The organism is Microcystis sp. M_QC_C_20170808_M9Col, from assembly GCF_007095495.1.
Taxonomy (GTDB): Bacteria; Cyanobacteriota; Cyanobacteriia; order Cyanobacteriales; family Microcystaceae; genus Microcystis; species Microcystis aeruginosa.
Map to the genome: position 1 here is coordinate 1 of NZ_SFBZ01000057.1, position 24018 is coordinate 24018.

21 protein-coding genes, 1 tRNA gene and 1 pseudogene are annotated in these 24018 nt (G+C 42.4%); 7 read left to right on the forward strand and 16 right to left on the reverse strand.

Annotated elements, in window-relative coordinates; genetic code table 11:
• The 6 genes and pseudogenes from EWV68_RS03700 to EWV68_RS03725 all read right to left on the reverse strand — a co-directional run.
• A pseudogene (locus tag EWV68_RS03700) lies at positions 1-116 on the reverse strand (photosystem II D2 protein (photosystem q(a) protein)); the annotation flags it as partial.
• 325 nt (positions 117-441) lie between these two features.
• Positions 442-1203: a lipoate--protein ligase family protein gene (locus EWV68_RS03705; protein ID WP_012266812.1), complete on the reverse strand. Its 762-nt coding sequence runs from the start codon at positions 1201-1203 to the stop codon at positions 442-444.
• Positions 1166-1642 (reverse strand): YbjN domain-containing protein, encoded by a 477-nt coding sequence (locus EWV68_RS03710; protein WP_012266813.1) that lies wholly within the window; start codon positions 1640-1642, stop codon positions 1166-1168. The genes EWV68_RS03705 and EWV68_RS03710 overlap by 38 nt, the downstream gene beginning before the upstream one ends.
• Positions 1643-2236: 594 nt before the next feature.
• On the reverse strand, positions 2237-3190 hold the full coding sequence (locus EWV68_RS03715) for a J domain-containing protein (protein ID WP_012266816.1): 954 nt from the start codon (positions 3188-3190) through the stop codon (positions 2237-2239).
• A gap of 201 nt (positions 3191-3391) precedes the next feature.
• Entirely contained in the window at positions 3392-4213 is an 822-nt protein-coding gene (locus EWV68_RS03720; RefSeq protein ID WP_041804193.1) for an inositol monophosphatase family protein, read from the reverse strand.
• Positions 4214-4227: 14 nt separating this feature from the next.
• Positions 4228-4596, reverse strand: a complete 369-nt coding sequence (locus tag EWV68_RS03725; protein WP_287168861.1) for a 2Fe-2S iron-sulfur cluster-binding protein — start codon at positions 4594-4596, stop codon at positions 4228-4230.
• A gap of 577 nt (positions 4597-5173) precedes the next feature.
• Between EWV68_RS03725 and EWV68_RS03730 the strand changes: the two genes are divergently transcribed.
• Positions 5174-5755: an FkbM family methyltransferase gene (locus EWV68_RS03730; RefSeq protein WP_425184092.1), complete on the forward strand. Its 582-nt coding sequence runs from the start codon at positions 5174-5176 to the stop codon at positions 5753-5755.
• Positions 5756-5904: 149 nt separating this feature from the next.
• Complete coding sequence (locus tag EWV68_RS03735; protein ID WP_287168863.1) at positions 5905-6108, forward strand: hypothetical protein; 204 nt, start codon at positions 5905-5907, stop codon at positions 6106-6108.
• 12 nt (positions 6109-6120) lie between these two features.
• Here EWV68_RS03735 and EWV68_RS03740 read toward each other — a convergent pair whose 3' ends face one another.
• Together EWV68_RS03740 and EWV68_RS03745 are read right to left on the reverse strand one after the other, a co-directional pair.
• Positions 6121-6348 carry a hypothetical protein gene (locus EWV68_RS03740; protein WP_287168865.1) on the reverse strand — a complete coding sequence of 76 codons (228 nt, stop codon included), beginning with the start codon at positions 6346-6348 and terminating at the stop codon, positions 6121-6123.
• A 51-nt stretch (positions 6349-6399) separates the two neighbouring features.
• Positions 6400-7341 carry a homogentisate phytyltransferase gene (locus tag EWV68_RS03745; protein WP_287168867.1) on the reverse strand — a complete coding sequence of 314 codons (942 nt, stop codon included), beginning with the start codon at positions 7339-7341 and terminating at the stop codon, positions 6400-6402.
• Positions 7342-7587: 246 nt separating this feature from the next.
• Here EWV68_RS03745 and EWV68_RS03750 point away from each other — a divergent pair.
• Positions 7588-7674: transfer RNA gene (locus tag EWV68_RS03750), tRNA-Ser, on the forward strand.
• A 302-nt stretch (positions 7675-7976) separates the two neighbouring features.
• On the opposite strand, the gene EWV68_RS03755 is transcribed toward EWV68_RS03750, so the two are convergent.
• Positions 7977-8639 (reverse strand): class I SAM-dependent methyltransferase, encoded by a 663-nt coding sequence (locus EWV68_RS03755; protein ID WP_061433064.1) that lies wholly within the window; start codon positions 8637-8639, stop codon positions 7977-7979.
• Between the two features lie 106 nt (positions 8640-8745).
• On the opposite strand from EWV68_RS03755, the gene EWV68_RS03760 reads away from it, so the two are divergent.
• Complete coding sequence (locus EWV68_RS03760; protein ID WP_287168869.1) at positions 8746-11757, forward strand: hybrid sensor histidine kinase/response regulator; 3012 nt, start codon at positions 8746-8748, stop codon at positions 11755-11757.
• Positions 11758-11769: 12 nt separating this feature from the next.
• Here EWV68_RS03760 and EWV68_RS03765 read toward each other — a convergent pair whose 3' ends face one another.
• The 4 genes from EWV68_RS03765 to EWV68_RS03780 form a co-directional block, all read right to left on the reverse strand.
• The gene (locus tag EWV68_RS03765) at positions 11770-12168 is read right to left on the reverse strand and encodes a hypothetical protein (RefSeq protein ID WP_002760825.1); all 399 of its coding nucleotides are present in this window, start codon (positions 12166-12168) and stop codon (positions 11770-11772) included.
• Positions 12169-12192: 24 nt separating this feature from the next.
• A complete protein-coding gene (locus EWV68_RS03770; RefSeq protein ID WP_002760827.1) occupies positions 12193-12714 on the reverse strand; it encodes a hypothetical protein in 522 nt (173 codons plus the stop codon).
• Positions 12715-12769: 55 nt separating this feature from the next.
• Positions 12770-13522, reverse strand: a complete 753-nt coding sequence (locus tag EWV68_RS03775; protein ID WP_287168871.1) for a class I SAM-dependent methyltransferase — start codon at positions 13520-13522, stop codon at positions 12770-12772.
• An 80-nt stretch (positions 13523-13602) separates the two neighbouring features.
• Positions 13603-14094, reverse strand: coding sequence for a hypothetical protein (locus EWV68_RS03780; protein ID WP_061433061.1), 492 nt, complete (start codon positions 14092-14094; stop codon positions 13603-13605).
• A 191-nt stretch (positions 14095-14285) separates the two neighbouring features.
• Here EWV68_RS03780 and uvrB point away from each other — a divergent pair, with 191 nt between their 5' ends.
• Both uvrB and EWV68_RS03790 read left to right on the forward strand, forming a co-directional pair.
• Entirely contained in the window at positions 14286-16289 is a 2004-nt protein-coding gene (gene uvrB / locus EWV68_RS03785) for an excinuclease ABC subunit UvrB (protein ID WP_287168872.1), read from the forward strand.
• A gap of 4 nt (positions 16290-16293) precedes the next feature.
• Positions 16294-17265, forward strand: a complete 972-nt coding sequence (locus EWV68_RS03790) for a flagellar assembly protein H (RefSeq protein WP_287168874.1) — start codon at positions 16294-16296, stop codon at positions 17263-17265.
• A gap of 149 nt (positions 17266-17414) precedes the next feature.
• Here EWV68_RS03790 and EWV68_RS03795 read toward each other — a convergent pair whose 3' ends face one another.
• The 3 genes from EWV68_RS03795 to EWV68_RS03805 all read right to left on the reverse strand — a co-directional run bounded on the left by EWV68_RS03795 (position 17415) and on the right by EWV68_RS03805 (position 22941).
• Positions 17415-20294 (reverse strand): UPF0182 family protein, encoded by a 2880-nt coding sequence (locus EWV68_RS03795; RefSeq protein ID WP_287168876.1) that lies wholly within the window; start codon positions 20292-20294, stop codon positions 17415-17417.
• A gap of 135 nt (positions 20295-20429) precedes the next feature.
• Positions 20430-21656: a glycoside hydrolase family 10-like protein gene (locus EWV68_RS03800; protein WP_287168887.1), complete on the reverse strand. Its 1227-nt coding sequence runs from the start codon at positions 21654-21656 to the stop codon at positions 20430-20432.
• Between the two features lie 157 nt (positions 21657-21813).
• Positions 21814-22941 (reverse strand): ABC transporter permease, encoded by a 1128-nt coding sequence (locus tag EWV68_RS03805; RefSeq protein WP_061433057.1) that lies wholly within the window; start codon positions 22939-22941, stop codon positions 21814-21816.
• 84 nt (positions 22942-23025) lie between these two features.
• Here EWV68_RS03805 and EWV68_RS03810 point away from each other — a divergent pair, with 84 nt between their 5' ends.
• Entirely contained in the window at positions 23026-23961 is a 936-nt protein-coding gene (locus EWV68_RS03810) for a 2OG-Fe(II) oxygenase (RefSeq protein ID WP_061433056.1), read from the forward strand.
• Positions 23962-24018 lie beyond the last annotated feature (57 nt).

Below are 24018 nucleotides of genomic sequence, written 5' to 3' on the forward strand. Positions count from 1 at the left end.
CAGGGGAAGAGTAGTAAACCAGACCAACCGATGAAGACGAAACGGTCTCTTTTGAGCCAGTCATCGAGAGCATCAAACAGCCCTCTTTCTGGGGCGCGTCCGACAGCAATGGTCATGGGTATTTTTCCTCTTGCTTAACTGAAATCACGGGCAAGATTTCTTAACTTTTTTGAGTCTGGGATTACTCCCATTGTCTTATAAGATGGCGCGATCGATTGACTGGATTAGCTTAACTAAACTAGCTGCGATCGCTCGTTAATCCTCACAAACTGTAAAAGATTAACGTTTCTTAAACTAGCACAAGCTAGACAATAATTTCGAGTTCGGTAAGACTTTGGTTCCTTGCGGCCTCTATCTACCTTTACTCATTATTAGCAAAAAATTACAAATCTATACAACTTGACTCATAATTGATTTTTTATGCACACAAAAACTTTTTTGTCAATGAGTATTTATATTCATTTTTTTAATTGATTGCCACTCGCAATCCCTGAGGGGTTGTTCTAGCAATTGACAATCAAAGCAATCCTCGGCGGCGGTTTTCAGGGTGGCGATAAGGGTTTCTAGGGTCAAATCTGGGGCTAAATTCAGCTTTTTAGGGGCAGCACTGCCGAAAACTTGCTCAAACAGCGAATTATCTTGCTCTAGCACCATGGAACCATGTTGGAGAACCGAGGAACCCCGTTGCAGTTGGGCGCTACCAATAAATTTATTCCCCCAATTATCGACTAGATCCGCACCGGTAGCCGTACCGAAACAGTTAGCAGAATGGATATATCCCCGGCCTGCAGCACCGTAGGACAATTCCAGACCGAGATTTTGCCAGCCTGTGATTAAAAATTGACAGATTTGACGGTAAACTTCCCTAACATTACCCTTCATCCCCGAATTTATCACCATATAAGTCAAATCCCCCTGATGTAGTACTGCCCGTCCACCGGTAGGACGACGAACTAGGGAGATTTTTTGCCCTTGCCAAGTCAAATTACGCCAAAAATCGGGATATTGCCGTTGATGATAGCCCAAGGAAATAGCCGGGGGCGACCATTGATAAAAACGCAGAGTCGGGGGATGATGACCACAACGGTGTTGCTCTAGTAACCAAGAATCGATCGCCATTTGTAGCTCTGCCGATGAGATAATTGGAGGGATATAACGCCAAATTTTAGCTGCCACCAAAGGATTCTCGTAACATTTCATCATTATTATCTGCTACCGTCGCCACGAGAGTAATTGCTCGCGAAATCTCCCCCGCAGACAAATCGGCCACAGTGCGCTGAGAAATCACCACCACCTGATCATTCATAATGGCAAAATGAGATTCAAAGGTTTCGGCACAATTCATCGCTAATAACTTGCGGGTTAATCCCAATTCATCCTTAACGGGTAATTTGAGGACAGAAGACCACACCGTTAGAAAATCATCATCGCTTTCCCCAGTCAACTGTACAAATACCTCAACGCTACCATACTGAAACTTCCAAAGATAACCTTTTTCTGTATGTTGTACCATAGCAGTATCATTCTGCTGCAGAGTAGAAATAACCATTTCAATCATTTCTTGGTGACTGCTCGTACTAGCCAGAAATTCATCGGTCATTGACTCTATTGCTTCTGAAGTCGCTAAACTTTCTGTGGTCATAAAAATTCCCTAAACTCGATCGATCACAATCTTATCCCAAGAGAAAAGAAAAAAGTAAACAGCAAACAGTAAACAGCGAAAAGACAGGGGCTTGACCATTCTCTATATAGGGTCTGCTGAATAAATCTAAAAACCTCGTTGGATAATATAGCGTTTCCCAATCTCATGAGGTACACCAAAATCTTAACTCCTGAATCCCGAGTCCTGACTCCTCAAAACCTAAGACTCTGTACCTCACAACTATGGGAATTGCTATATCTTTAGGCTTTTTTGAAATCAAAAAGTGCCAGCCCTTGGAGTGATCAGGGGGGAAATTTAGGCACTTTTTCCCCGAAAATTAGGTAATTGACCCCCTGAAAATGGGTAAAACCCTACACCCCACCTGCCCCCCCGATGTCGGGGGGGTTGGGGGGGCCACACCCTGCCACCACCGAAAAACTTTTTGCCGCAAACCCTAACTATTACTGATCAGGGTAGATCTGTTTTGTCTGTCTATTTTGAGCTTGAGTCTCGGGCTGATCGTTTCTTTTCTCCTCTAACCCGCGTGTTACCCAACGCGGGTTAAAATGAGAATTTGGTATCATACTTATACCGTTATGGTTTGATCTGGTTATTCTTTTTACCACCAAATAGAGACCAAAAACCGCCCTTGCGATCCCCTTCCTTTTTTTGTCCCTTCTGGTCTTCCATTTCAACATTAGGATTAACTACTTTATCTAGTTCCCGTTTGCACCTAATCACCGTCGCATCTTTGGGGCTGACTTGCCAGGCGCGATTGATATGAACCCGGGCCATGGAGAGTTGATTTTGTTGCAGGTAGGCTAAACCGAGCAGGGCGTGACAGATGCCATTATCTGGTTCTTGCCGCAGGGCATCGCGCAATTCTCGCAAAGCTTGGGCGGGATTATTTTGGTCAAGAGAGGCTTGGGCGCGGCGAATATAGGCTTCTAGGGGCGATTCTTTGGCTTTAGCCTCGGCTGCCGTGATGAAAGTAGCCCCGACTAACTCGGACTGCTTAGGATTGCCTTGGGAGATAAAGACTTTCCGGGTGGTTTTCTTGTTGCCCTGACCTTCGGTTAACATCAGATAAACCAGATTGAGTTCACTGAGTTGGGCGATTTTCTGATAGGTATTTTCTAGGGCGGTATATTGATCGATCGCCAAGGATTGCAGGATTTTTTGATAGGCTAATTCATAGTTAGCGCTAGATTGGGCTAGTTTTCTAGCCGGTTCGCTACTGATGGTGATTTTACCCGCATCTCTCGCCATTGCCTTGCCCATTTGTGCTAAAATGAGCCGGAATTCTTCCCGATATAGGTCACGGCCCAGATGTTCGTAGGCTGGGTTAACTAATTTTGCCAGTAACTGATTAGCCTGTTCCCTTTCGGCGGGGGTGTAAAGGCGACAGGTATCGGGATGGAGTTTATAGGCAATTTTTAAGTAACGCTCGCGAATCTCCTCATGTTCGGCATCGATCGAGACTCCTAAAACAGCGAAGTGATCGATTAAATCAAATTGAAATAATCCCTGGGAAATCGGAAAAGGCATACAGCTGGTCCTACTCTAATCACAATGATAATCGCCATAAATATTAGCTCTCCTGCAAAAATCAAAAATCTTCCCTTAGGTGAGTAGAATCCGAGACAGGAGACTCCAAGACAGGCGGAGAAAAAAGACAGCGGTTTTAGAGATTTTTTTGACCCGATAGCGGTTAGAGAACTTACTTTTGCAGAAGGTCTATGAAAAGAATTAAAACTGAAAACTCCAAGAGGCGGCTTTTTGCAGAGCTTGGCTTAAGGGGGTGTGAATCTGTCCGTTAGTGGCCAGGATTCGCCCCGTTTCTATCAGAAAAGGACTCTCATCGTAGGCGCTAATTTTACCGCCAGCTTCTTCGATCAGAATAATTCCCGCGGCCAGATCCCAAGGATTAATCCCTCGTTCCCAATAACCATCTAAGCGCCCACAGGCCACATCGGTTAAGTCTTTGGCAGCGGAACCGCTGCGGCGTACTCCTTGGGTCAGATGGGTCAGATAACAGAATTCGGCATAATTATTATCGGGGGTTTGACAGCGATCGTAGGCAAAACCCGTCACCAGTAAACTTTTTTCTAGTTCACTCGTCCGGGAGACATGGATGGGACGACGGTTCAGGGTGGCCCCCAAACCCCTGGCTGCCCGAAATAGTTCCTTTCTAAAGGGGTTATAGATGACTCCCACTGCTGCTATCCCTGCGATCAGTAGTCCGATAGAGACGACGGATACGGGATAACCGTGGGCATAGTTGGTGGTTCCATCGAGAGGATCGATCGCCCAGAGATACTCGCTATCCGTCCCTGGCAGTTTTCCCGATTCTTCCGCTAAAATCCCATGTTCGGGAAAGTGACGGCCAATAATTTTGAGAATTTCTGTTTCTGCTCGACGATCTATTTCCGTCACTAAATCGCCCGATCGCCCTTTTTCTTCTATTGTCTCGATTTTACCCCAATTATCGAGGATAATTGTTCCCGCCGCTAGGGCGGCTTCGCTGGCAATGTCTAGGTATTTTTCCAATTGGCTGCTGGTATCTGGCACGATTAATCCTTAATCTATTCTTCATCTAAGGGTAAACCAAAACGCACTTTCCCACGGGCAAAAAAGCGACCGAATTGTAATTCATAGACTTCATCCTCGTCTTGGGTGGCTACTTCCATATCGCTACGGGCATAACTGACACAAAGTAAAGCATAACCTCTGGCTTTTAATTCCGGCGATAGTCCAATCGCTTCTGGTTGATGGATATCTCCCGATAATACCCTGACCGCACAGCTGGTACAAGCTCCATTGCGACAGGAAAAGGGTAATTGATGACCCTGTTTTTCCAGACTGTGCAGTATATAGTTATCCCCTGGAACGGTGGTGACAAATTTTTCGCCCGTCTGACGATTGTGAACGGTGATTTGATAATATTTAGTCATAGTTTGTTTAGTTAGGCGGAAATTATAGATGCAATTTAGATAGTTCTGAATTTAGGGGCTATTTTGGTCAGCCACCTTGATTATATCATCAATAATTGCTCAAATAGTCTTCATCTTTACAAATGCTTCCTGACAAAGGGGGCGGTTTTCGTGGAATTTGCCTATGCCTAAATCTAAGAATCTCCTACCATCATCTTTAATCCTCAAAAATCTACGCGCTTGAGATAGGCGAAAAATCAGCATCTTTTCTTAAATTACAATGAAACTTATTAATGTTTAAGAGTCCTCACAAAACGTTTAGGAGAGAGAGACTTATAAGGTTTCAGGCTGGGAATAGATTGACGCACGATTTATCTATTTGAAAAGATTGGTTACAATTTTGTAAATCTCTCCTAAGGATTTAGCCTGTCTCTTAATACTGCATTACTCAGTTATTATCAATTACAAGTCAGCATCAAATAAGGTTATGCTCGATGATCCGATGTATAGAAGAAACACTGTTTAGTTTTCCTTTCCCCTTGACAAAGGGACACTAATCAGCTACAATACGGGTCAAACCGTTTGTTAAGAAATTATAATGTTAAAAATAGCTGCTAAAAGACTATTAAATTCTTGGGGTTTCGCTCTATATAAGACCAAGTATTTACCCTTTGGCTGTGATTATAAGGAAGATATTAATAGACTCTCTCCCAATTTAAAAGTAGAGATCATCTTTGATGTGGGAGCTAATTTAGGACAATCGGCACTTCACTATCGTCAAAAGTTTCCCCAAGCCAAGATATATTCTTTTGAACCAGTCACCAAAGCCTTCCAAAAACTACAAGCCGCTACCAGCAAAGATACTAACATTTTTTGCTATCAATTAGCTCTTACAGATCGAGATGGACAAGAAGAAATAGTTACCATAGGGACGAAAGGAACCAATTCTTTGAAAGCAAAAGCTGATCCCTCTTTATCCCTACAAAATGATCAAACAGTGGAACTATTTACTTTAACAAAATTAGATAGCTTTCTCGAAAATAATCTGGTTAATGTTGAATACATAGACATTTTAAAAATAGACACAGAGGGTTTTGAAATTCGGTTCTTCGTTACTTGGTATGGTTCGATCGGGTGGCATAAATCGACTAAATCCTTATCTGGCAAGAGACTTAATTGATTAGTTAGTTCTAGATCGAAAACAATTGACATAAATCCCCGAATGTCTTTCTATATAAAGTTTTCATCCCTTGTAACCCCATCCATCGCATAACACAAACCGAAGAACCTGAAATTCCAGTTTTACAAGGAGCATTAAATACTTTAAAAGTGGGAAAAATTCCCTATATATTTGCCGAAACTACTCTCCGGGATAAGGATAAAGATCATACTAATTTTTTTGAATTGAAAAAGTTTTTAGAACCTGATAATTTTAATCCAATAGGTTTCTATGATTTAGTTCCGTATTGGGGTGGCGGTAATGCGATAGACTATCTCAATGTTTTATTTAAACGTTGGGATAATCAATCATAATTGAGGAAACTATTACTTAATCTCTTTTAATCTAACTGCACCGTCGATAATTGAGATTTCCTGGGAGCTAATTTGCATGATCGCATCTAATCCCTTGCCGATAATTTTAACTGCTGGGGGACGACTTTTCTGCACGGTCATCACCAGAAAAAATTCCTCGCTACCCGTGGCTAAAATGCGCTCACCTGTATTAGTTTTCTCGACTCTTAAAGTCACGGGAGTGATAAAATTTCCCTGCATAGTTGCGCCATTTTGAGTGATAATAAAACTACCTAGCAAAACGAGATATTTTTATATTAAACAAGCAAGGGGAAATATCAGGTATTCCAGGAAGAATAATTTCCAAATAAATTGGTAGAATCGGCTGATTTCGCTTTTATCTTCTAAATTTACTCCGCGACTACGCCACCAAAGAAGAAGAAGTAGGAGCAGATGGGCGACAATGGCCAGAGGAGAATTAATTCCCGTTATCCCCAAGAGACCGACGGCAATCATCCCTGCATAACATAGAGAAATTGTCAATAGGGAAATTGTTAAGATTTTTTCTGGGCCGAGAAGGAGGGTAAAAGTGGTAATTTGGTAAATGCGATCGCCTTCTAGGTCAGGAACATCCTTAAAAATAGCGATCGCAAAGGTGAAAACGAGAACAAAAGCTGTTAAAACCCAGACTGAGGGATAGATAGACTGATTTTGATTAATAACTGTGTTGTAGTGGCGAAAAAGACCTAAATTGACGATAACACCCCGGACGGTAAAAATACAGAAGGCTGCCCAGAGTGGAAAGCGTTTTAAACGCACTGGTGGCAAGGAATAGGCAGTACCGATGAGTAAACTAATCCCCACGGTGATTAACAGCCAAAAACCACCGATAAAAGCCAGTATAATTGCTAAAATACCAGTAAACCCCACGATTAACCCTCCTGTTAACGGAGAAAATTCGCCCTTGGCGAGGGGAAGCTGGGGTTTATTGATTTTATCGATGTCGATGTCTTCCAACTGATTTAAACCGACGATATAGACATTACCAGCAATACAAGCGACCCAAGTGAGCAATAAAACCGGCCAATGGCTAAAAAAATCGCTAATATTGCCCAAAGCAATTAAATAGAGACTTAAAACACTGAAAGAAGTGCCGATAATCGTATGGGGACGGGAAAATTTCCAGAGACTCCCTAACCAGCGGAGAAACTTAGGCTGGGGATGGTTAACTGGAAGAAAAGGAGCTTGATTCATCAGACCTCTTGTAAAAATCAAAAATTGTCGTGGTTGGTGAGGAGTCAGTAGTCAGTAGTCGGTCGTCAGGAGAATTAAGAATGAATAATAATCAATTAAATGGTCTATTTAGATATTTTATGCCACTTACTCCTTATTTTTGACGTTTTTAAACCCTCAAAAATCAATTATGCAAGAGGTCGATCAAAAAAAATCAATCCGAGGACAAGTAATCTGTTAAAATGATAATCCAGACTCAAACCCTGTGGAGAGGTGGCAGAGTGGTTGAATGCGGCAGACTCGAAATCTGCTTTAGGGTAACACCTAACGTGGGTTCAAATCCCACCCTCTCCGTTGAACTGATAATTTAGTGCTGTCCTTCTCAGCCATAATTTTTGGTCAACTGTCTTAAGAGATAGAGCGTTGTCCTGGGTGGTTGGCGACTACTTAAGGTTCTTCGTTACTTGGTATGGTTCGATAGGGGGTCATAAATCGACTAAATCCTTATCTGGTAAGAGACTTAATTGATTAGTTCGCTCTAGATCAAAAATAATTGACAAAAATCGCTACCGAAGAGCCCTACTTAACTAAATTTAGACAACAAAAATCGACCCTGATTGTTAAGAGCAAAAGCTTTTCCACTCTCCCCCACTTCTTCACTTTTTCATGGCCAGGGTCAAACCATCACCAATAGGAATAATACTGATATTTACCCGTTCATCCTGCTGAATTTTGGCATTAAGTGAACGGATAATTTTGGTGCGATTATCGGTGCTATCGGCCGCCGCTACTCGTCCCGACCAAAAAACATTATCGATGGCGATAATTCCGCCGCTTCTGACCAATTGTAACGCCCGTTCGTAGTAGAGATCATAATTACTTTTGTCGGCATCGATAAAGACAAAATCAAAACTATTACTTTCTCCCCCGGCGATTAATTGATCTAAAGTCTCCAAGGCCGGAGCAATTCTTAAATCGATTTTATCGGCGACACCGGCCTGCTGCCAATAACGGCGGGCTATACTGGTATATTCTTCCCTTAGATCACAGGCGATCAGCTTGCCTTCTGGGGGTAAAGCTAAGGCCACCACTAGAGAACTATAACCGGTAAAAACCCCTATTTCTAGGGTTTTTTTCGCCCCGATCGCCTGTACCAAAAAAGCCATAAACTGACCTTGTTCGGGGGCAATCTGCATGACTGCCAGGGGTTGAGAGGCAGTTTCTTGACGTAATTGAGCTAAAATAGGAGATTCTCGCAGACAGATAGATTGATAATAGGAATAAAATTGTTGATCGAGTCCAAGAGTTTGATTAGCCATAAAAAAATTGCTAAAGGATAGAGTTATCGAGTAAAATTCTGGGTAATCTGAAGCTAGAGAGAGCGTATTGGTTGACCAAAAAGGAAGACTTGGCAGGAAGCAAATCATGATGAAACCCGACTCGGATCATCTCTTTAACGAGGATCTCGAACAGCTGTTAGAGAGTTTAGAAGACAAAGACGCCGACGGTGACGAGGCTCTAGAGGAACTGTTTGGCGATAGTATCAATTGGGAAGAATCCGCCACTAATGATCTTTATTCTACCCCCGGACCGGCTCCCAAGTTAGAACCGGAAGATGGGGATGATCTCGAATCTCTGCTGCTAGAAAACGCGGTGGTCCTGGACTCAGAAGCAATTATAGCCATCGGCAACCCCAATTTTTACGACAGCCTCGAAGACTTAGAAGCTTTTCTGGAAAAACCCACGCCACCGGCGCAACCGCCACTACCAGACATCTTTGAATCCCTAGAGGCCTTCCTCTGGGAATCCCCAGCAGTGGACTGGGTGGCCGCGGTGGAACCTCTGAAAGGGTTAGAATCACTGGAAATTGCCCCAGAAAGCCTCCTAGAGGATGAATTCAAGGATTTAGAAAAACTCCTCGAAGAAACCAATCAGGTGATGGCAGCAAATCCGGCGGCCAGTGTCAGTCCGCCAGTCGGGTCAAAAAACCTGCGTCCCCTTGTCAGTAAAGCTTTTGAACAGACGATGCGGGTGCCGATCAAACAATTGGATAACCTCAGCAATCTGATCGGGGAACTGGTGGTTAAACGCAATCGCCTTGAAGAGGAACAGGATCGCCTGCGTCTCTTTTTAGATAATTTGCTAACCTGCGTCCAACATCTGGGTGATGTGGGCAGTCGGATGCAGGATCTCTATGAAAGAAGCCTCCTAGAAGGGGCTTTACTGGCTAGTCGCAATTCCGGTGGTGCCATCGGTTACGGTAGAGTTCAGGGAGAAAATCAGGGGGATTCGGCCATGGCCGGCGAACTAGATGCCCTAGAGATCGACCGTTTTACCGATTTCCATTTATTATCCCAAGAGATGATCGAATTGATCGTACGAGTGCGAGAATCGGCCTCTGATCTTCAATTTGTCGTCGATGAAACCGATCAGGTGACGCGCAGTCTGCGACAGGCCACCACCCAACTACAGGAAGGGATGACCAAATCGCGCATGGTTCCCTTTAGTCAAACCGCCGAACGTCTACCCCGGGCAATTCGCGATATTTCCCTGAAACTCGATAAACAAGCCAAATTAAGAGTGGAAGGGGGTGATGTTCTCATCGATAAGATGCTCCTCGAACATCTCAATAGTCCCATGACCCATCTGGTCAACAATGCGATCACCCACGGCATTGAATCACCCCAAGAACGCATGGCCAAAGGGAAACCTGCCCTCGGTACCATCTCTGTCCGGGCATTCCTACAGGGGAATCAAACCGTGATCACCGTTGGTGATGATGGGGCCGGTATTGATGCTGATCAGGTGAAACGCAAGGCGATCGAAAAAGGCCTGATCGGCGCTCAGGAAGCTGAACACCTCAGTCCCCAAGAAGTCTATGAACTCCTCTTTCACCCCGGTTTTAGTACCAAAGATCAGGCCGATGATTTTTCCGGTCGTGGGGTGGGTTTAGATGTGGTGCGGACCAGTTTAATCGATGTGCGCGGGACTGTTACTATTGACTCGGTACTGGGCAAAGGAAGCACTTTTACGCTCCGTTTACCCCTAACCCTGACTATCTGTAAGGCCCTCTGTTGTGTTAGTAATCATGCGCGCATCGGTTTCTCCATGGACGGAGTGGAAGATATGAAGGATTTCCGGGCCAGCGAGATGCAAATGGATAGGGAGGGACGGCGCTGCGTTTTCTGGCAAAATACTTTACTACCCTTCCAACCCTTGAGCGAATTGCTTTCCTACAATCGGCAACTAAGTCGCGGTAGTTTTTATACTGGCAAACAGGAGCAAGACTCTTTTTCGATCGTGATCCTGCGAGGTGGTAATAATCTCCTCGCAGTACAGGTGGATCAAGTGATCGGTGAACTGGAAATCGTCATCAAACAGATCGAAGGACCGATTCCGAAAACGGCTGGGATTGCTGGGGCGACGGTTTTGGGCGATGGTACGGTGATGCCGATCGGCGATGTGTTAGAGTTAATCGACATCGCCAGGGGTCGTCTGCGTACCGATAACGGTGGTCTTTGGCGCCAACCTGCCCCCCCCGTAGGGGTGGAAACTAGGCAAAAATCGGGGGCTATGGTTCTGATTGTCGATGATTCGATTACTGTCCGGGGATTGCTCTCTTTAAGCTTTAGTAAAGCCGGTTATCGTGTGGAACAGGCCCGGGATGGTCAAGAAGCTTGGGAAAAATTACGCGGCGGTTTGCCCTGTGATATCGTTTTCTGCGATATCGAGATGCCCCGCATGAATGGCCTAGAATTACTGTATAATTTGCAAAAAGACCCCCGATTAGCGTCGATTCCCGTGGCTTTATTGACTTCCCGAGGAGCGGAACGTCATCGTCAGGTGGCGGCGACATTAGGGGCTAGTGGTTATTTTACCAAGCCCTACACGGAAAGAGATTTACTCTCGGCGGCTGAAAGAATGATTGCGGGGGAAGTGTTACTAGCTAATAGTATTAAAGCGACTCGTAATCAGCCTTTATCCCCCGATGCAACGATTATTGACAGTAATCCCGCTAATTTCTTTGCACAATCGACTCCTCGGGTCTTGATTGTCGATGATTCGGTAACGGCGCGGGAAATGTTAGCGATTTCTTTGGTGAAAGCTGGTTATCGCATTGAAGAGGCCCGAGACGGTTTAGAAGCATGGGAAAAATTACGGGCTGGATTAGCTTGTGATCTGATTCTCTGCGATCTCGAAATGCCTCGCCTGAATGGGTTAGAATTGCTCTCTCGTCTGCAAGAGGATGAACAACTTCAGGGGATACCAGTAGCGATGATTACCTCGCGAGGGTCGCAAAAAATGCAGCATCTCGCCGCTGCTAAAGGGGCAAAAGGTTATTTTGTCAAGCCCTATATTGAGGATGTTTTACTGTCGGCAGCCCAACGTTTAATCGCTGGTGAGGTGTTAATCCAAAAAGAAAGTCCCGCGGATTAAGTTCAGTTGGAGTTAAGTTTTATCGAGGAGAATTTCCACTAAGGTTTTTACCGTTTTCTCTAACTGTTCGACGCGCTGCTCTAAACTAAGAGAAAGACCGGGAGGTTTTAAACCATGAATCGCTTGCAAAAATGCCTCCCATCCCTTTGAGCATTTAATATTGTAGGCTTCTTTATAGGCTTTATAGGCATTATTATAGTTACCGTAAAGGGAGATAATATCATCTTTAGTTAAATTTCCTTCAGGCAAAGACTTATGGGCAATATTCAAATTTTGCTCGCTTAAACTATTTAAAACTTCTTGCAAGCGGACAGTCAAAGTTGCCGTAATTCCGTAAACTTGGGCGGCATTTTTTAGATCCTGCTGGTGCAAATCTTCTAGGTTAGCAATTAATTTACTGATTCTAGACATGATTGATTTTACTCCTTAACTGATTTATTTATCTAGCAAAGATTTGTTGATATTTGACTGACCACTCCCCATTTGTGGCCGGTCAGGATCGGAGGGCAAGTTATTATCTATCGAACCAAAATCTTCCCAGTTATCATCGAGAAATAGAGATTTCACTAAAGTCCATAAAATAGTTAGCTTTCCATATACAGACTTGGTACTACGGACATTATGGGCCGCCACTTTTACTTCCATTTCAATCTGCTTTAATTCAGCAATAACTTTCTCTCGCTCCGCCGTAATTTTGGCTTTTTCTTCAGTTAAATTCCGCATTTCTGAAGTTAAAGAATCTAATTCTTTTTGCAGGTCAACATTAGTGGCAGATATTTCAACAATTTGGTCTTTTAAATGACTGTTATCATCTCGATATTGCTGATTCCATCGTTTATATTGTCCTTGAGAGCTTCGCAGGGACTTAATTACAGCAACAGCTTCTTGTAACTCCCGATTATCTGGATAATTTCTGGCTAGTTTATAGAGAGAATCTACTCGATCGTCGATATCCATGTTTATCTACCTCTTTGCCTAGATAATCTTATGATACCCAAGCTTACCGATAAAATTAACCCGAAGAACCAGCCTTTTGGAAAATCATTAAATGTTGTTGGGGCAAAGTCTCGATGATTTCTTCTGGCAGTAAACCGATAGCGGCCATTTCTTTTTCTACCTGTCTGCGGGTCATTTTATGAAGGGCCTTGATGGGAATCAGGGGATTTTCACGACGGTATTCTACTAATACCACCCTACCATCGGGTTTTAAGGATTTGACCAGATTCTCCATCATCTCGCGGGGAGAGGAAAATTCGTGATAAGCATCGACCATTAAAGCTAAATCGATCGCATTTATAGGCAATTGGGGATCGGTTTCTGTGGCGAGAATTGTGGTTATATTCTTCACTTGATTTTCCTCGGCTAAAAAATCAATTGCCCCTAACATTTCCGGTTGCACATCGACAGCGAAAACTTGTTCTACTAAATTCGCCATAGGAAAACTCAAATAACCTGTCCCCGCACCGATATCTGCCACTAGGTCTGTGGGTTTTAAATGTAGTGCGGTGATCAGATCATCGGGTTTTTCCGTGAAACGGCGACTAGGACGTTCTAACCATAACATTTCTTGGTGTCCCATGACTTTAGCGATTTCCCGTCCTAGATAAAATTTACCGATACCATCGCGACTATGAAGCGATCGAATCTGATAATATTCCCCTTGCGCTAAAACTGAAGCATCGTAGGTAAAATTTAATAATCCGAAACCGCAAAAAACCACTATTAGAAACGAGACAATTAAGAAAAATTTTTGCTTAAACAGCATCGGGATTAAAAACGGTGGGCTAGAAAAAATAAATTCCCCGTCCGGGACAGGGAAAAAATCCGTCTTGATCAACAAAACAATTAATCCAAAAATCCCATTAAAGTTTCGGGATCATCGATTTCATTGGAAGCAACGGGACGATTACCCATGACTGTATAAGTTTCGCTAATGTGCAGATGACTGAGAGCGATCGGACGATTGCCAGAAATCGCTAGAGTGCTACTGACTTCCATACCACTAGAGCCGACAGGACGCAATCCACCGACGGAAGAATAGGTACTAACAATTTTCAGATGGCTAACTTCCACGGGACGGCTCCCGGGTAACATTTCATCTTCCGTGAAGTGAAGATGGCTAGTACCAACAGGACGATTTTCGGGTAAGCGATGTTCAGGTTGATAGAATTTTAAGGCTTTGGAAGCCGATTCAGCGTTGTTTTTCACCGAAAGGGCGACCACTTCTTTATCTTTGGCGGTTTTAGCCGTAGTAGCTTTACCGCGTGGGCTGCTGGTCTTTTCTTCTGTGGTTGCTGGGGTTTGAGTCCCGTTCGTTTCTAGATTTTCCACCGTCATAACCTGATACTCCTTTCCGTTAATAGCTTCGGGGAAACGATAAGATTTAAGTTTAGGGTATTCTCGAAGACTTTTAATCTTTTTTTAAAATCCTCTCTAATATTAAGATACATCTTTCTTTCCCAAAACCCTATCAGTGTTGGTAATTTGATTGATAATTTATTTTGCCTGTTCTCTACACCTAGCCGCTAATGTCCGCTTTTCAACTACAAGCACCCTTTCAACCCACTGGGGATCAACCGGCAGCGATCGATCAATTGGTAGATTCCCTGCAAAACCAGCATCGTTTCCAAACCCTCTTAGGGGCAACTGGCACCGGCAAAACCTTCACCATTGCCGCTGTGATCGAGAAAATCGGCAGGCCTACCCTCGTCCTTGCCCATAATAAGACCCTGGCGGCCCAATTATGCAACGAATTGCGGCAATTTTTCCCCAATAACGCCGTGGAATACTTTATCAGCTATTACGACTACTATCAACCGGAGGCTTATATTCCTGTCAGCGATACCTACATCGAAAAGAGTTCTTCAATTAATGATGAGATCGATATGCTGCGCCATTCGGCCACGCGATCGCTGTTTGAACGCAGGGATGTGATCGTAGTCGCTTCCATTAGTTGTATTTATGGTTTGGGAATGCCGGCGGAATACCTAAAAGCGGCGATTTCCTTAACAGTTGGTCAAGAGTTCGACCAAAGGCAATTATTACGGGCCTTGGTGTCAGTGCAGTACAATCGCAATGATTTGGAGTTAACTCGCGGTCGTTTTCGTCTGAAGGGCGATATTTTGGAAATTGTTCCCGCTTACGAGGATCGGGTTATTAAAATTGATTTTTTTGGCGATGAGATTGAAAGTATTCGTTATCTCGATCCCCTGACGGGGGAAGTTTTGCAAAAATTAGAGCGAATTAGTATTTATCCGGCCCGTCACTTTGTTACCCCGGAGGAACGTTTAGAGGTGGCTTGTCGGGATATTAAAACCGAGTTAGATAACCGTTTATTGGAGTTAGAAAAAGCGGGCAAATTACTGGAAGCGCAACGTTTGGATCAGCGGACTCGTTATGATTTAGAAATGTTGCAGGAAGTGGGTTATTGTAATGGCGTAGAAAATTATTCGCGGCATTTAGCGGGTAGATTAGCGGGGGAACCGCCGGAATGTTTGGTGGATTATTTTCCCCAAGATTGGTTATTAGTTGTGGATGAATCTCATGTTAGTGTGCCGCAAATTCGCGGGATGTATAATGGCGATCAATCACGAAAAAAAGTTTTGATCGATCACGGGTTTCGTTTACCCAGTGCTGCGGATAATCGTCCTTTGAAGTCGGAAGAATTTTGGCAGAAAGTTAATCAATGTATTTTTGTTTCGGCCACTCCGGGAGATTGGGAATTAGAACAGTCAGAAAATCGCATTGTTGAACAAATTATCCGACCGACGGGAGTTTTAGACCCTGAGATTTTTGTGCGACCAACCGAGGGACAAGTGGATGATTTATTAGGGGAAATTAAGGAGCGAGTGCAGTTAAATGAACGGGTTTTGATTACCACTTTAACTAAACGCATGGCGGAAGATTTAACCGAATACTTGCAAGAAAGGGGAATTAAAGTTAGATATCTACATTCAGAAATTCAATCAATTCAACGGATTGAAATTATCCAAGACCTGCGAGAAGGGGTCTTTGACGTGCTGATCGGGGTGAATTTGCTTCGCGAGGGGTTAGACCTGCCTGAAGTGTCTTTAGTGGCGATTTTAGACGCAGATAAGGAAGGATTTTTAAGGGCTACCCGCTCTTTAATTCAAACTATCGGCCGGGCCGCTCGTCATATTCGCGGTCAGGCAATTCTTTACGGAGATAATCTCACCGATAGTATGATTAATGCGATCGAAGAAACCAAGAGACGGCGCGCTATTCAACAGGAATATAACCAAAAACATGGGATTATTCCGCAACCGATTGTTAAAAGGTCAAGTAATTCAATTTTGGCTTTTCTGGATATTTCCCGTCGCCTAAATTCCCAACAATTAGAGCAGGTTTGTGAGAATATAGAAGAGCTTTCTTTGGAACAAATTCCCGAGTTAATTCAACAACTAGAAGCGCAAATGAAAGAAGCGGCGAAAAATCTAGAATTCGAGTCAGCAGCTAAATATCGTGATCAGATTAAGCAATTACGAGATAAGTTATTAAATCATGTTAGATAAACCTATGACTAGATTTATTCATGACCAGTTTGCCAAAGATTATCTCGAAGAATTATTATCTTCTCTGGGAGAGGTAAAATCGGCACGGGTTGTACGAGGAGAAGTACGAGAAATCGATGTCTGGTTTTCACCCCAGATTCTCGATAATAATCCGAGAGAACTGCTGGGATTACTGGGAAAAATGGCGATTAATACCTGTTTATTTGAACCCTTTCGTAATCCTGTCACCGCTACAGAAATTAGAACTTGTCTGTTAAAACTATTGGAAGTGGAAGGGGAAATTAATCGTCAAGCAAATCGTCAGAAAACGAATCTTAACGATGGGGAAATCCCCCGTCTCTGGATTTTGACTCCCAGTGCTTCCTCGCAACTGTTAGGAGGATTTGGAGCTAAATTAGATGAGGAGAATTGGGGGGAAGGTATCTATTTTTTGGCTCCCTCTTTACGCACGGCAATCACCGTTATCCATCAATTACCTCCAACAGAAGCAACTCTCTGGTTAAGAATTTTAGGCCGGGGAAAAGTACAAGCAAGGGCGATCGATGAGTTAGAATCGTTACCAGAGGACCATCCTTTTCGGGTAAATGCTCTAGAATTATTATTAAACTTGAGAACTTCTTTAACTAACGATCAAGAGCTTGAACAGGAGGACAGAGAGTTAATTATGAGATTATCACCTTTATACACTTCCCGTCTTCAGGAAGAACTGGATGCTGGCCGTCAACAAGGTCTTCAACAAGGTCTTCAACAAGGTCTTCAACAAGGTCTTCAACAAGGTCTTCAACAAGGTCTTCAACAGGGTCTTCAACAGGGAGAACGTCTGGTGGTAGAAAATTTATTGAAAGCTCGTTTTGGTAGTTTAGACCCAGATTTGTCCCTAATCATCGAGCGCATTTTATTATTACCAGTGGAGGAGTTTACCCCTTTAATAATTAATTTATCTCGCACAGAATTAATTGCCCACTTTTCTAATTAAAAGCATAACTCAATCCTTTGATGATACTGGATTTTAAAATTGGCTGATTAACCAGAGCAGTCAATTTTCTGGGCAAATTCGGGGATATTGAGGATCGTTCTGGAACCAGCATCAGCTTTCTTGCTAATTTGTGGCCAATTAGCGGCAATTTAGCTCTGATCACCTGAGAATAGCTTTTCTAAAGCTTCCTTCAAGGTTGGTTCCATGACAATTTTATTTTGATAAGCAACTGTTACTCTAGCGATTGTCGGGACACTATTTTGGTCTGCCACTAGATACAAAGGTTCTACATAAAGCAGCGATTGTTCAATGGGAATAATTAATAGATGTCCTTGCAAAACTTTAGAACCGTCCCGATTCCAAAGGGAAATCTGTTGAGAAATATCTGGATCTTGGTTAATTAAAGCCTCAATTTGATTCGGTCCGTACACTAACCTTTGTTTAGGAAATTGATAGAGTAATAACTTACCATACTCTCTATCGTCTGAACGCGCCGCTAACCAAGCGATTAAATTTTGCCGACTAGAGGGAGTATAGGGATGGAGGAGAATAAATTCTTCTTTGTCGGAATCGGGCAGTTTCATGATTAAATAATAGGGTGATACAGCCTGGGGTTCCGTGCCGTAAATTTCTAGGGGAATTTCCCATTGATCCTCCCGATTATAAAATACTTGCGGATCGGTCATGTGATAGGTTAATAATCTTTCTGCTTGGGTACTAAATAAATCTTCGGGATAACGGATATGACTGCGGAGAGTTTTCGGCATTTCTGCTAAAGATTTAAAGAGATGAGGAAAGATTTTACTCCACGTCTGAATGATTGGATCATTTTCATCGGCAACATAGAAATTCACCGTTCCATGATAGGCATCCACTACCACTTTGACCGAATTGCGAATATAGTTAAATTTATCTTTCCCCGGGTCAGAATAGGGATAGCGATCGCTGATAGTATAAGCATCAATAATCCAATGTAATTTACTACTACTATCGCCCACATCTGCCGCTACTAAATAGGGGTTGCGATCATAATTTAAAAAAGGGGCAATAGTTTGCACGCGATTTTGGATATCACGACGCATTAATAAGCGAGTTTCGGGAGTAAAATCTTGGCTAAATAACATTTGCCAATCCCGCAGATAAAGGGCAAATAGCCAACGTCTCCACCCCGTCCCCACTAGGATTCCTCCCTTACCATCGTAGGTATTATAGACATTTCCATCCCCGCTAGGAAAATCCAATTCTTCTACGGTGGTGGGAGTCATCACATAATTATTAGTTAATTCCCCGTAGTAAATGCGGGGTTTACCAATGGGAATACTATAATCAATTAATTCGCTAGAGGTTTGTAGGGCCCCTTCGTCTTTATTTGTGCCGATATCTTTGACAAAATAGTAGGGTAAACCCCCGGCAGCCACTAAATTAACCGGGGAAAGAGTGAACCCATAACCGTGGGTATAAACGAGATGTTTATTCACCCAAGTGTTAGCAGAAGTGGGAACCCCGCTATAATCTAATTCTCTAGCGGCAATAATGGTCTGTTGTTTTTCGGATATTGGACGTTCCTCGATGTTTTGATGCGATCCTACGCGCACTTGATAGCGATCAATATCAGCATCGGGGAATTTATAATATAATCGAATTTGCTGTAATTGTCGGTTAGTTTCTAGCAGTGGTTTGGTGTCCCAAAGACGAATATTATCGATAGTTAGATGGTTTCTCTCTAAAACTTCGGCATTTAATTCGGCCTGTGGATCGAAAACTTGGGCATCAATTCTATCTAAGTAAAAAGCCGCTCTTGTGGATTGAATACTTCTTTCAATATAGGGTCTTTCTCTCACCAACTCATTCGGTTGTACGACAGTCCTTTGTAATACTCCACTGATAATTGTGCCACTTATCCAAACAATTAAATAGAGAAATACAGGAACTAAGTAGGGAGAAAATACCAATTTTTTCTTGGCTATTTTGTGTAATTTGCGACGGTTTATTTTAGCAAATAATGCTTTTTCTCCTAACCATATAGAGGTTATTCCTGCAATAATTCCCAGAATAATTTCAATAAATTGACCAACATGAATATCGATATAACCCGCACCATAAACTACTCCTTCGGGAGAATAAAGTAGCAGGTAACGCTGAATAATATGATGTAATACTAGCAGCCCCATTAACCCACTCCACAGGGCGTATAAATGACGCAGTTGCGGACGGGAAAACCCCATAAATTTTCCCTGAGAAAGACTATCACCCGAAAAAAGATAGGTTAAAATAACAGCAAAAAGAGTATATATTCCCACACCACCGAGCCATAATTCTAGTAACTGCCACAGGGGTAATTGAAAGATGTAAAAACCTAAATCATTCCCGTATTGAGGATCGTTAATATTGAAAGGAACACCATAAAAATATTTTAAAAAATTCGCCCACTGCCCAGCAATAATAAAAGATAGCATGACAGTGAATACTATAGATATTATTCGCAAAAAGTACTCGGTTTTAATTAATAATCCCAAGACTAAAAGAGCGATAATTAACCCTTGCCACAAATTACTGGAAATATCTGTTAATACTTGCCTAATCCAAACTATTTCCAGAGGAGAACTTAGGGAAGAACTAAGGTTAGGGAGATGAAAATTCGGTGTCCAGAGACTGAGGGCTAGTTTACTGTAATACAATAACATTGACCCGATCCAAGCTCCAATTCCCGTTGCGATAATCAAAAGGCCGAGTAAATTAATACTAGGAGATTGAGGACTAAGAGGATAACTATCTTCCCGGGGTTTTTGCCAACGAAAACGCTGGGCTAAACGTAAATTAGTAAAAATAAAGAGTAGAGAAAGAATCGCACTTCCCCAACCTAATCCTAGTTGCCAAGATAATTGTTTCAGGAAAGTGTTTAAATAACCCATCTCGGTAAACCAGAGGCTATTGGCTACCACTAATACCCCCAACTGCCCGATCACAAGGCAGCCGAGAAACAGTAAAATAGGTTTAGCGATCGAGCTTCGGTTATGTCTGATCAGCATAAATAAAGTGATAAGGGAGAGTCTTTTTTCATTCTAGCGATTTTAGTTTCTCCCTGCTGCTTTTTCTTAATTTAAAGATAAACTTAAGAAACTATAGCCAGTTTAGGGCGATAATTTCGCTTAAAATCAGCCATTTTAGCTAGGATTAGCAGACTGGAGTATTTCCCGAAAAATCCTGCGTCGATAGGAAGGAGATTCATTACTCATATTCCATAAAGTTTCGTAGAAAAAGAAAGAAACGCCAAAATTTTCTTGTCTCGATTTTTCCACTTGTTGAGTAATATTAACCATCGGAATCGGACGACCTTTTAAACCAGATAAAATCCCAATAGCCACGGGGATAGATTCTCTAGCTTGCTGTAATTCTGGTTGCGATAATTCCCAGTCAAAGGCGTTCATATCAGTTCGATACACTTGCACTACTAATTCATCAATCAAGTTTTTTTGTTGCCATTTTTGCCAATCTAAAAGATAGGATTCTAGGGAAAAAGTGTAGGGATTAGGAGATAGGGAAATAATTGCTTTAGGTTGATGCTTTTTAATCGTCTGGGCTAAACTATTCATATAGTCAGTAATTTTATTGGCCCGCCATTGAATCCATGCTTTATCTTGGTAATCTTGCGGTGGTAATTGTCCAGAATGTTCCCTTTGATAGAGTTTAATTGTAGTTTCATCATAGCCAAAATCGGCGGGATAACCAAAATGGTCATCAAACTGAATTCCTTCTATATCGTAGTTAGTAATAATCTCGCTGACTAAATCGGTAATAAAGTTTTGTACCTGCGGATGTAAGGGATTTAACCACACCCGTTGATGCACTTTTCCTTCCCACCAAATCACACTTTTATCCTGTCTTTGGGTTAACCAATCGGGATGTCGTTTGGCTAATTCTGAATCCGCAGGAGCCATAAAACCAAATTCAAACCAGGGAATAATTCTTAATTTTTTCCGATGACCTTGGCTAATTATTTCCTCTAAAAAGTCGCGATTTTTTAAAGATTCATGGGGATCGATCGCTCGTCCCGTAACTTTTTCTGCTACCTTAGAAGGATAGAGTGTATAACCCCAATTCCAGACCGTGGGATAAATAGTGTTAAAGTTTAAATCGGCCAACCTATCAAGGGCATCTTTTAGGATTTCCGGTTTAAATAATACCTCACTATCGATATTAGTTAACCAAACTCCACGAATTTCGAGGTTTTCTTGGGTTTGATTGGTGGATTGTGCGGGAAAATTAAAGGTTATCGTCATGATACAAGCAAAGATAATTAAAAATATTAACCAGCTTATTTTCCCGTATCTTTGACTATAAATCACCCAACTATCGGCGAAATTATTAAAAGTTTTACTGATTCTATTCATCATGGGAAATGGGGAAGTGGGGAAATGGGGAAGTGGGGAAGTGGGGAGGTGGGGAGGTGGGGAAATTGAACTACAACCCTAAAACCCCAAAACCCCAACCCCTAAAATCTATCTCCTGCCTGCTGCTGACTGCCTCCTGACTGATAAAATAACTAAATTATCTCTCTAAATTGCGAGGATCTAGGGCATCGCGTAAACCATCACCGAGTAAATTAAAAGCTAAAACGGTGAGAATAATTAACAAAGCAGCTGGCCAAATTAACCAGGGTTGTAGAACAATAATTGAGGCATTGGTAGCCAGAGAAAGCATATTTCCCCAACTAGGATCTGGTTGTTGAATTCCCAAACCAATTAAACTTAAAACCGATTCGGCCACGATAAACCCCGGCACGGCTAACGTAGCAGAAATAATGATATAACTGGCAGTTTGGGGCAGCACATGACGTAGAATAATATAAAGGGGTTTTGCTCCCATAGCTTTAGCGGCCTGAATAAATTCCTGTTCTTTCAGGGATAAAACTTGACCGCGAATTACCCGCGCTAATCCCGACCAACTGATAAAAGAAGTAATCAGGACGATTAATAAAAAGCGTTGGGTGCTGGTTAATCCTGCGGGTAAAACGGCCGCTAGGGCCACGAGTAAATATATGCCGGGGATAGTCATTAAAACTTCCACAAAACGCATTAAAATCGCATCTAACCAACCGCCAAAATAGCCAGAAACGCCACCGACAAATAAACCGATAGGGAAAGAAATTAAAATCCCGACCAAACCGATAAATAAACTAATTCTGCCCCCGAAAATCAAGCGACTAAAACTATCGCGTCCTGATTCGTCGGTTCCCAATATATTGATTCTACCATCGCCGATGACTCCGAACAGATGGAGATCAAAAGGGATACCGGGGAATAAAGTTACTTCCTGCCATTTTGGCGGCAAAGGTAGGCGAATTTGACCGAAATTATAGGTTTCACCCTTAACCAAGAGACGCAGCGGCAAGGGGTTGTTAAAATCTCTCATTAGCTTCCGCTCACCAGTTTCTATATTAATAGCACTTTGAGTGGTGGGATAGACGTGGGGGCCAATCCACTCACCCTTGTTACTTCCCGACTGCGAGCGCCAAAAGATTTGGGTGGGGGGTAGGAGAGACTGACCGGGTTGGGAGGAGTAGGGAGAGTAGGGAGCGACAAAATCCGCCGCCATTACGCTTAAATAGAAGATTAACAGTAAAACTGCTCCCCAACGGGCGAGAGGATTATCTTTGAGTTTGTGCCACCATTCCATAGGCGATGAGGTCAATAGGAGAGTTAATCTTTATTTTGCTAGTCTGATTGCTACAATTTATCATACCAACAAAAAAGCTGTCTAATGTTTATTAATCCCCTTGTTTATGAGAAATCTTCTGTCTATCGTCAAGATTTTGAGACAGCGCAACCGTTTAAGCATTTGGTCATCGATAATTTTTTAGTTAGGGAGCAAGCGCAAATTTTGCTGGAAAATTTTCCCAGTTTTAATCCGCAAAAAGCCATTAGTGAGTTAGGAAAAGTTGGCGGGAAGGCGGTTAATGAGGATTTAATCGGTTTAGGGGGTGTTTATCAACAGTTTGGCCGCTACATTCAAGCTCAAGAGTTTCTCGAGTTAATTTCCCAATTAACTGGTATCGATAATTTAATTCCAGACCCTAGTTTTTATGGGGGTGGAACCCACGAAAATTTACAGGGTCAAGAATTAGACCCTCACATTGATTTTAACCTCGATGAGCGTCACTGGTATCATCGCCGCTTGAATTTATTAATCTATTTAAATCCCCAATGGCAAGCAGATTGGGGAGGGAATCTCGAGTTACATTCCAATCCCCGTCAACCGGAAGAAAATCAGATTAAATCTTTTGTACCTATCTTTAATCGTTGTCTTATTTTTGAAACCAATGAATATTCATGGCATGGATTTTCTCAGATTAATTTACCAGAAAATAAACGGCATTTATCGCGTAAATCTCTGTCTATCTATCTCTATACCAAAGAACGTCCGAACCAGGAATTATCACCATCTCATACAACTTTTTACATCCCGCGCCCGCTGCCAGAAAATATTCAACCCCATCAAGTTTTAAGCTCAGAAGATTACCAACAAATTAAAATTTTACTGAAAAGACGGGATGATTTAATTCGTTTTTATCAAGATAGAGAACTGAAAGAATCTCAGGATTTAGTTAGTTTAAAATCCCATATTAAGCGCTATCTATCCCTCCAATATCCTCGCCTATGGAAAATTATTAAAAGTTTACTCCGTTGGCGAAAGTGACCTGAGAAAAAATCCCTACTTTCCAATCAGAGAGAGTAGGGAATAATCAAAAAAAAC

Bases quoted from the DNA above. Each gene is read 5' to 3' on its own strand.
- EWV68_RS03705 (WP_012266812.1), bottom strand. From the start codon at position 1,203: ATGATGAAATGTTACGAGAATCCTTTGGTGGCAGCTAAAATTTGGCGT.
- EWV68_RS03710 (WP_012266813.1), bottom strand. From the start codon at position 1,642: ATGACCACAGAAAGTTTAGCGACTTCAGAAGCAATAGAGTCAATGACC.
- EWV68_RS03715 (WP_012266816.1), bottom strand. From the start codon at position 3,190: ATGCCTTTTCCGATTTCCCAGGGATTATTTCAATTTGATTTAATCGAT.
- EWV68_RS03725 (WP_287168861.1), bottom strand. From the start codon at position 4,596: ATGACTAAATATTATCAAATCACCGTTCACAATCGTCAGACGGGCGAA.
- EWV68_RS03730 (WP_425184092.1), top strand. From the start codon at position 5,174: ATGTTAAAAATAGCTGCTAAAAGACTATTAAATTCTTGGGGTTTCGCT.
- EWV68_RS03740 (WP_287168865.1), bottom strand. From the start codon at position 6,348: ATGCAGGGAAATTTTATCACTCCCGTGACTTTAAGAGTCGAGAAAACT.
- EWV68_RS03745 (WP_287168867.1), bottom strand. From the start codon at position 7,341: ATGAATCAAGCTCCTTTTCTTCCAGTTAACCATCCCCAGCCTAAGTTT.
- EWV68_RS03755 (WP_061433064.1), bottom strand. From the start codon at position 8,639: ATGGCTAATCAAACTCTTGGACTCGATCAACAATTTTATTCCTATTAT.
- EWV68_RS03760 (WP_287168869.1), top strand. From the start codon at position 8,746: ATGATGAAACCCGACTCGGATCATCTCTTTAACGAGGATCTCGAACAG.
- EWV68_RS03765 (WP_002760825.1), bottom strand. From the start codon at position 12,168: ATGTCTAGAATCAGTAAATTAATTGCTAACCTAGAAGATTTGCACCAG.
- EWV68_RS03770 (WP_002760827.1), bottom strand. From the start codon at position 12,714: ATGGATATCGACGATCGAGTAGATTCTCTCTATAAACTAGCCAGAAAT.
- EWV68_RS03775 (WP_287168871.1), bottom strand. From the start codon at position 13,522: ATGCTGTTTAAGCAAAAATTTTTCTTAATTGTCTCGTTTCTAATAGTG.
- EWV68_RS03780 (WP_061433061.1), bottom strand. From the start codon at position 14,094: ATGACGGTGGAAAATCTAGAAACGAACGGGACTCAAACCCCAGCAACC.
- uvrB (WP_287168872.1), top strand. From the start codon at position 14,286: ATGTCCGCTTTTCAACTACAAGCACCCTTTCAACCCACTGGGGATCAA.
- EWV68_RS03790 (WP_287168874.1), top strand. From the start codon at position 16,294: ATGACTAGATTTATTCATGACCAGTTTGCCAAAGATTATCTCGAAGAA.
- EWV68_RS03795 (WP_287168876.1), bottom strand. From the start codon at position 20,294: ATGCTGATCAGACATAACCGAAGCTCGATCGCTAAACCTATTTTACTG.
- EWV68_RS03800 (WP_287168887.1), bottom strand. From the start codon at position 21,656: ATGAATAGAATCAGTAAAACTTTTAATAATTTCGCCGATAGTTGGGTG.
- EWV68_RS03805 (WP_061433057.1), bottom strand. From the start codon at position 22,941: ATGGAATGGTGGCACAAACTCAAAGATAATCCTCTCGCCCGTTGGGGA.
- EWV68_RS03810 (WP_061433056.1), top strand. From the start codon at position 23,026: ATGTTTATTAATCCCCTTGTTTATGAGAAATCTTCTGTCTATCGTCAA.